The sequence below is a fragment of the Cellulomonas bogoriensis 69B4 = DSM 16987 genome (assembly GCF_000767165.1).
Classification (GTDB): domain Bacteria; phylum Actinomycetota; class Actinomycetes; order Actinomycetales; family Cellulomonadaceae; genus Actinotalea; species Actinotalea bogoriensis.
Map to the genome: position 1 here is coordinate 1 of NZ_AXCZ01000171.1, position 5,819 is coordinate 5,819.

A 5,819-nucleotide genomic window follows, 5' to 3' on the forward strand; every position below is an offset into this window, starting at 1 on the left:
CGGCGACGTGGTGCCCCCGGACCACCTGGCGGCCGTGCTGGACCGGGTGGGCCCGGGCCGGGCCGAGCCGCTGGTGACCTCGTCCCTGGGGCTGGACCACCCCGGGCTGGCCGCCGAGGCGCCGTCGGCGGTGGGCGTGCTGCTGGTCCCCCTGGGCAGCGGTGACTTCGTGGCGTGGTGCCGACCGGCCGTGGCCCAGACGGTGGAGTGGCTGGGGGACCAGTCCACCTCCAACCGGGTGACCCCCCTCTCGCCGCGGTCCTCGTTCCGCCGCTGGCGCCAGACCGTCACCGACCGTGCCGTGGACTGGGAGCAGGGCGACGTGGACGCGGCCGTGGCGCTCGCGGACGACATCGGGCGGCACCTGGACGAGGAGCGCGCCCGACGCACCGCCGTCCGGACGGCCCTGACGGCCCGGATCACAGCCGAGCTGGCCGAGACCCTGGACCCGGACGAGGCCCTGCGCCGGTTGTCGCACCTGGTGGTGCCGGACCTGGCCGACTGGTGCATGGTCACGATGGTGGAGGAGGGCGAGACGCCCGGGAGCCGGTCGCCCGTCCGCACCGCGGCCTGGTCCCACCGTGAGGCCCGGTGCGTGGGCCTGGTCTCCGAGGTCGTCGCCGGTGAGGACCTGCCCTGGCCCCTGCGTGCGGTGCACCGGGCCGTGACCCCGGACGTCGAGGCGGAGTTCGCGGTGGACGCCGGCCTGGTCCGGGTGTGGGCGGCGGAGCTGCTCGAGGGCAGCGCCCGACGCGCGTTGCTGGAGCTGGAACCGCACTCGTGCACCGTCCTGCCGCTGGTGGCCCGCGGTCGGGTGATCGGTGCGATCGGCTTGATCAGCGCCGCGGACCGGGGGGCGTTGCGTCCGCCGGAGCGCGAGACGGCGCGGGAGATCGCGGGGCGCGCGGCGCTGGCGCTGGACAACGCCCTGCTGTACCGGCGCCAACGGAAGATGGCCGAGGTGCTCCAGCGGTCCCTGCTGACCGACCCGCCGCGCACCGGGGACCTGCAGACCGCGGTCCGGTACAACCCCGCCGCCGAGGCCGCGAAGGTCGGGGGCGACTGGTACGACGTGTTCGTGCGTGGTGACGCCGCGACGGTCCTGGTGATCGGGGACGTCGTCGGGCACGACATCCGTGCCGCGGCGGCGATGGGCCAGGTGCGCTCGCTGGTGCGGGGGATCGGGGTCGCGACGGACGCCGGACCGGCCGAGCTGCTGGGCCACGTGGACCGCGCCATCGGGACGTTGGGGGCGAACACGATCGCCACGGCCGTGGTCGCCCAGGTGCACCAGGACGCCGAGGACGTCGCCGCCGGCCGGGCCCGTGTGTGCTGGTCGAACGCGGGCCACCCGCCGCCCTTGGTCCTGATGCCGGACGGGCAGGTGCAGAGCATCACGCACGGCAGGCCGGACCTGGTGCTCGGGGTGGACCCCACCACGGACCGGGGGGAGGGCGGCATGGTCCTGCCGCGGGGCGCCACCCTGCTGCTGTACACCGACGGCCTGGTCGAGCGGCGCGGGTGCCGCATCCGCACCGGGATCGCGCAGCTGGAGGAGGCCGTGGCGGACCTCGCGCACCTGCCGCTGGGGGAGCTGTGCGACGAGCTGCTGCGCCGCATGCTGCCCGACCAGCCCATGGACGACGTGGCCCTGGTCGCGCTGCGCACGGGTGTGAGGTGACCGCCCGACCCTGCGCACCGGGCTGCCTGCCCGGGGGTGTCTGACACCTGGGACCGCGACGGGCGGCACCGGCGCGCCCGGGTACCCTGACGGTGGCCGAGCACGCCGCCGTGCACCGGAGGCCGCCACCTGCCGCCACCCGAACACCCCAGGAGCCTGACGTGGGACGTGTCGTCGTCGACGTGATGCCGAAGCCCGAGATCCTCGACCCCCAGGGCAAGGCGGTCGCTGCCGCCCTCCCGCGCCTGGGTTTCCACGGGTTCACCGGCGTCCGGCAGGGTAAGCGCTTCGAGCTCGAGGTCGACGGCGAGGTGACCGACGAGGTCCTGGCCCAGGTCCGTGAGGCGGCCTCGACGCTGCTGTCGAACCCGGTGATCGAGGACGTCGTCCGGGTCGCGCGTGCCGAGGAGCACGACGGCGCCGCCGCCGAGGCGGTCTCCGCGTGACGACCCGCGCCGCCGCGGCCCCGGCCGCCGAGTCGACGATGTCGGGCGCCCGGGTGGGCGTGGTGACGTTCCCCGGCACGCTGGACGACCGTGACGCCGCCCGTGCGGTGCGGCTGGCGGGCGGTGAGGCCGTGACCTTGTGGCACGCCGACGCCGACCTGCGCGGGGTGGACGCCGTGGTGCTGCCCGGCGGGTTCTCCTACGGGGACTACCTGCGTGCGGGTGCGATCAGCCGATTCGCCCCGGTGATGGGTGAGCTGGTCGACGCCGCGAAGGGTGGGCTGCCGGTCCTGGGGATCTGCAACGGGTTCCAGGTGCTGACCGAGGCGCACCTGCTGCCCGGCTCCATGATCAAGAACGATCACCGGACGTTCCTGTGCCGCGAGCAGGTGCTCGCGGTCGAGAACGCCGACACCGCGTGGACGCGCGACTACGAGCAGGGTGAGCGGATCACCATCCCGCTGAAGAACCAGGACGGCCAGTACGTCGCCGACGAGCGCACCCTCGACGAGCTCGAGGGCGAGGGCCGCGTGGTGTTCCGCTACGAGGGCTGGAACCCGAACGGGTCCCGTCGGGACATCGCGGGGATCACCAACGCCGAGGGCAACGTCGTGGGGCTGATGCCGCACCCGGAGCACGCGGTCGAGGCTGGGTTCGGCCCGGACGCGCCTGAGGGCCCCCGTCGGGGCGTGGACGGCCTGCGGTTCTTCACCTCCGTCCTGCGGTCGCTGATCCGCTGACCCCGGTGGTCCTCCAGGACGTGGGTGCCGGCCCGTCGGGCGTGGCGGGTGTGACGGTTGAGGTCGTGCCGTGGGAGGACCCCGCGGTCGCGGCGTTGCGGACCGAGCAGCAGGCCGAGCTGGCGGCCCGGTACGGCAGCCAGGGTGACCTGGTGCAGGTGCTCCCCACCGAGGAGATGCTGGTCACGGTCCTGGTGCGGGTGGACGGTGAGCCTGCGGGCTGCGGTTCGGTGCGGGACGCCTCCGGCTACGGGCCGGGCTGCGGTGAGCTCAAGCGCATGTATGTGCGCCCCGACCTGCGGGGCCGCGGCCTGTCGCGGCTGGTGCTGACCCGGCTCGAGGCGGAGGCCGTCCGCCGCGGGGTGCGACGCCTGGTGCTGGAGACCGGTGTGCGGCAGCCGGAGTCCATCGGGCTGTACCGCTCGGCCGGCTACACCTCGATTCCCAGGTACGGCCCGTACGTGGACGACGAGGAGTCCGTCTGCTTCGAACGGTCCCTGGTCTAGCGTGTGGTGAGCTCGTTGGTGGTGAGCTCGGGGAGGGCGCCGGCGAGGGCCTCGGCGATGAGCTGGTAGCCGCCCTCGTTGGGGTGCAGGCCGTCGGGGCTGATGTACGGGTCCCAGGTCTCGAGCTCGGCGAGGGGCCCGGCGAGCAGGTCACGGGGGTCGACGAAGTGCGCGTCGGCGTCAGCGCTCACGCGGCGGACGGCGTCCAGGACGGGGTCGGTCGTCTCGAGGCCCGCGAGGCTGGTGGGGAAGGGCCCGACGACCACGAGGGTCGCGTCGGGCAGCCCCTCGCGCAGGTCGGTGAACAGCTGGTCCGCGGCGGGTTCGACCTGCTCGGCACCGACCCCCTGGAAGATGTCGTTGTTGCCGCCGGCGACGACGACCACGTCGGGCTCGGCGTCGATGACGTTCCCGGCGCGGTCGGGCATGGGTGAACCGAGGCCGGGAGCGACGTACCCGCTGCCCGAGACCCCGTCGACCACCGCGAGGGGCCAGTCCAGGAGCTCGGCGGTCTGCCACGCGAACCCCCGCTCCTGGGGTGCCCCGACCCCGACGGTCAGGGAGTCACCCAGGAACGCGATGCGGGGGGTGGTGTCCTGCGCCTCGGGGATGGGGTCCGTCCGGGTGTCAGTCGGGGCGTCGGCGCCGGGTGGGGGATCGGGCGGGGCGTCGGCGATGCGGGGGCTCGCGATCAGCCAGATCGCGAGCCCGGCCAGGGCCACGACCACGATGGTGACGCCGTGGACGGGGCGGATCCGTCGGGTGCTGCGGGAGCGCTGGGGGGCCATCACCTCACGCTAGGCATGCCTACGCGCACCCGCGATCCGGGACCGCCGTCGAGCCGGGCGGGGCGCGTTCAGGCGACCGTGATGCCCAGGTGCGCGGCCAGCGCGGGGGCGAGCTCCAGGGCCTGCTCGTGGGTGATCGTCGCGCCGGCGAGCCCGGCCAACCCGTCCAGGCCGTGCAGGTCCGCGCCACGCAGGTCGACGTCCGTCAGGCGTGCCTGGTTCACGTCCAGGCGCCCGATGCGGCATCCCTCGATCGTCAGCCGGGTGACGGTGGCGCCGCAGAGGTCGAGGTCGGTGAACGTGCAGTTCGTGAGGGTGACGTGGGCGAGCTCGGCGCCCCGGAGGTTCAGGTAGTCGATCTTGCCGCCGTCGATGGTGACGTGGGCGAGCTCGGCGTCGTACGCCTGCACCGCCCCCAGCCGGCACCCCGTGAACCGGACGCGCGTCATCGTCGCGCCGACCAGGGTCAGCTCACCGGCCCGGCACGTGTCGAGAACGGTGTCGATCATCGAGGCCGAGTCGAGCCGGGTGCCGTCGAGGTCGACCCGCAGCAGGGTGCACTCGTCGAACCGGCCACCGGAGGAGTCCTGGCCGGTGAGGTCCAGGTCCGTGAAGGAGACCAGCTCGTGGTCGCCGTCCGGGGTGAGCGACCCGGTGAAGGGCTCCAGGTGCCGTCCGGCGGGGCTCATGCCCCGAGCATGCCAGCATCCGGGGCGCGGCCCGGCGAGCAGGTCAGCTGAGTGCGCTGACCAGGGTTCGGGTGTGCAGGGCGTCGAGGTGGTACCGCTCGGCGGCGCGCAGGACGGCACCGCCGATGGCGTCCAGCTCCAGGGGGTTGCCCGCCTCGGCGTCACGTTGCATGGACGACCGGGCGTCGGCGGGGAACTGCTCGTACCGGGCCAGGGCGGTGGCCGCGTCACCGGTCCCGCCGGCCGCCCTGCTGATGGCGGCGACCTCGTGGACCAGGGCGATGAGCTCGTCGCGGTGGGTGGTGCGCACCTCGCCGATGGGCGCCCTGTACCGGGTGGTGAGGAGGGCGAACGGGGCGAGGAACGCGAGCTTGTCCCACAGGGCCCGGGCCTCGTCGTCCAGGACCCGTGCCTGGACACCGGCCGAGGTGAGCGCGGTGGTGGCGTCGTCGAGGCGGGTGCGCGGGGCGGTCGTGCTGGCGAGGTCGACCTGCACGAACGGGCTGGAGTGCACGATTCGACCGGGCGCGGTGCGGGCCGCCTCGACGCGGATCACGCCGGCGGCGACCTGCGCCGGGTCGTACCGTTCGCGCAGCACGTCCATGTGCTCGGTCCCGTTGAGGAGCGGGACGACGAGCCCGTCGCCGAGGACGTCGCGTGGTGCCCGGTCCAGGGCGTCGGGCAGGGCCGTGGCCTTGACGGCCACCACGCACAGGTCCACCGGGCGGTCCAGGGTGGGGCGGGCGTCGACGTCGGCGTGGAGGTCCCCGAGCTGGGCGCTGCGGACGGTGAGCCCGCGCGCCGCGATCACGTGGGTGGTCTGCTCACGGCCCAGCACCACGACGTCGTTGCCGTCCCGTGCCAGCAGCGCCGCGACCAGCCCGCCCACACCCCCGGGCCCCAGCACCGCAACCGTCCGCCCACCCATCGCACCCCTCCACTCCGGCGCCCCAGGGCGCCCGATCCCGC

General features: G+C 74.5%; 7 protein-coding genes. 4 read left to right on the forward strand and 3 right to left on the reverse strand.

Translation table 11 applies throughout. The annotated features are described in order from the left end of the window. From N869_RS12355 to N869_RS12370, 4 genes are all read left to right on the forward strand, one after another. Window positions 1-1,681, forward strand: a 1,681-nt coding sequence (locus N869_RS12355; RefSeq protein ID WP_156968530.1) for a SpoIIE family protein phosphatase, incomplete at its 5' end; no start/stop codon positions are given. A gap of 161 nt (window positions 1,682-1,842) precedes the next feature. Beyond that, window positions 1,843-2,127, forward strand: a complete 285-nt coding sequence (purS, locus tag N869_RS12360; RefSeq protein WP_035062155.1) for a phosphoribosylformylglycinamidine synthase subunit PurS — start codon at window positions 1,843-1,845, stop codon at window positions 2,125-2,127. Window positions 2,128-2,165: 38 nt separating this feature from the next. Then, window positions 2,166-2,867: a phosphoribosylformylglycinamidine synthase subunit PurQ gene (purQ, locus tag N869_RS12365; protein ID WP_035062165.1), complete on the forward strand. Its 702-nt coding sequence runs from the start codon at window positions 2,166-2,168 to the stop codon at window positions 2,865-2,867. Window positions 2,868-2,872: 5 nt separating this feature from the next. Beyond that, entirely contained in the window at window positions 2,873-3,373 is a 501-nt protein-coding gene (locus tag N869_RS12370; protein ID WP_052105510.1) for a GNAT family N-acetyltransferase, read from the forward strand. Here N869_RS12370 and N869_RS12375 read toward each other — a convergent pair. From N869_RS12375 to N869_RS12385, 3 genes are all read right to left on the reverse strand, one after another. Continuing rightward, window positions 3,370-4,161, reverse strand: coding sequence for an SGNH/GDSL hydrolase family protein (locus tag N869_RS12375; RefSeq protein ID WP_035062157.1), 792 nt, complete (start codon window positions 4,159-4,161; stop codon window positions 3,370-3,372). The genes N869_RS12370 and N869_RS12375 overlap by 4 nt on opposite strands. Window positions 4,162-4,229: 68 nt before the next feature. After that, window positions 4,230-4,850 carry a pentapeptide repeat-containing protein gene (locus N869_RS12380; RefSeq protein WP_035062159.1) on the reverse strand — a complete coding sequence of 207 codons (621 nt, stop codon included), beginning with the start codon at window positions 4,848-4,850 and terminating at the stop codon, window positions 4,230-4,232. A 43-nt stretch (window positions 4,851-4,893) separates the two neighbouring features. Continuing rightward, window positions 4,894-5,819: ketopantoate reductase family protein (locus N869_RS12385; RefSeq protein WP_232229721.1), on the reverse strand; the 926-nt coding region annotated here is incomplete at its 5' end.

Excerpts from the sequence above, each read along its gene's own strand:
- purQ (WP_035062165.1), top strand. The coding sequence starts at position 2,166 with ATGTCGGGCGCCCGGGTGGGCGTGGTGACGTTCCCCGGCACGCTGGAC.
- N869_RS12375 (WP_035062157.1), bottom strand. The coding sequence starts at position 4,161 with ATGGCCCCCCAGCGCTCCCGCAGCACCCGACGGATCCGCCCCGTCCAC.
- N869_RS12380 (WP_035062159.1), bottom strand. The coding sequence starts at position 4,850 with ATGAGCCCCGCCGGACGGCACCTGGAGCCCTTCACCGGGTCGCTCACC.